Raw genomic sequence first — 1,200 nt, forward strand, 5'->3', positions numbered from 1 at the left:
ATTATTATATTTTTTCTTTAGTGATTTGATATTTAAAAGGTCCAAATAATCTTGTTCACGTTCTGTCGTAGGAATATTGGCTACAGTATTGTTGACTAAAAATGCTAATTGATTATCTTCCTGAGTGATTGCTAACTGAATTTGACCGTGTTCTTGACGTTTGGTGAAGAGAATGGCGTTATCAATTGCCTGATCCAAAAGGTTAATCAAGTCCAAATCGTTCATCGGTAAATTATTCAACTCATCGGTACAACTGAAAGAACATTTAATGTTTTTTTGATTGATAGTATTGAGTTTATTGATAAAAAGACTTTTTAAGTAAGGATTCTTAACATTATTGAGATCCTGATATAAATCCATTGATAAATTATTTAAATAATCGTCTGAATAATTCTCTAAATTATCCAAGGCCTGATTCATGGCGGTGTAATCTTGTTCAGCAGCAACTGTTTTCAGACTGAAAAGTAAATTTTTATAATCATGTTTAAAATGACGTAATTTTAATTGATCGTGCTCGAGTTGGTCGGTGTACATTTTGAGATTTTTAACTTGTTCTTCAGAAAATCGGTCACGATAAATTTTTAATTGGCGGCGTCGGGTAATCGTGAAAACAACGATAATAAAAAGACACTGTAAAATAATAAATCCGAAGATTCCCATAATTAGTGGAGCATAAGTCCGAAAATTTTGAGTTAATTTCAAAAATAAGAAACAAATGATGTAGATATATCCTAGTACAATGCTGGTCATAGGATTTTGCCGTGATTGGAAGAAGTCATTGAGTTTAAAATAATTGTAAAAATAGACGAATGTGATGGATAAGATGAATTCGACAAGACTAATAATTAGGTTAAATCCGTACGAAACGATGTTGGAATTGGGGAAATAATGCATGAGAAGGGGGCTTGGTAAAATAAAAGCCCAGAATTTTATGAGGAAACTCACTAAGATGATATTAATTAAATAATAATCAAACTTTTGGTCTGGCCAAAGGACTAAATAAATTAAGATGGCGATTAGTAAATTGGCGTATCCGCTTAGCAAAATATTTAAAATAACTGAGAGCAACCACAATAAGGCAAAACTAAACGTTTGCCGCTGAATTGATAACTCTGGCTGATAAATTAACATGAATACGTAGTAAAAGTTTCCCCAAGCCAAGCAAATACGTAATCAATGCCGCCCTGTTATAACTCAATT

General features: G+C 32.0%; 1 pseudogene. It reads right to left on the minus strand.

What is annotated here, in order from left to right:
• Positions 1 to 750: pseudogene (locus FHL06_RS13610) on the minus strand (GHKL domain-containing protein); the annotation flags it as partial.
• Between the last annotated feature and the right edge of the window lie 450 nt (positions 751 to 1,200).

It is taken from the genome of Companilactobacillus halodurans, assembly GCF_009600985.1.
Taxonomy (GTDB): domain Bacteria; phylum Bacillota; class Bacilli; order Lactobacillales; family Lactobacillaceae; genus Companilactobacillus; species Companilactobacillus halodurans.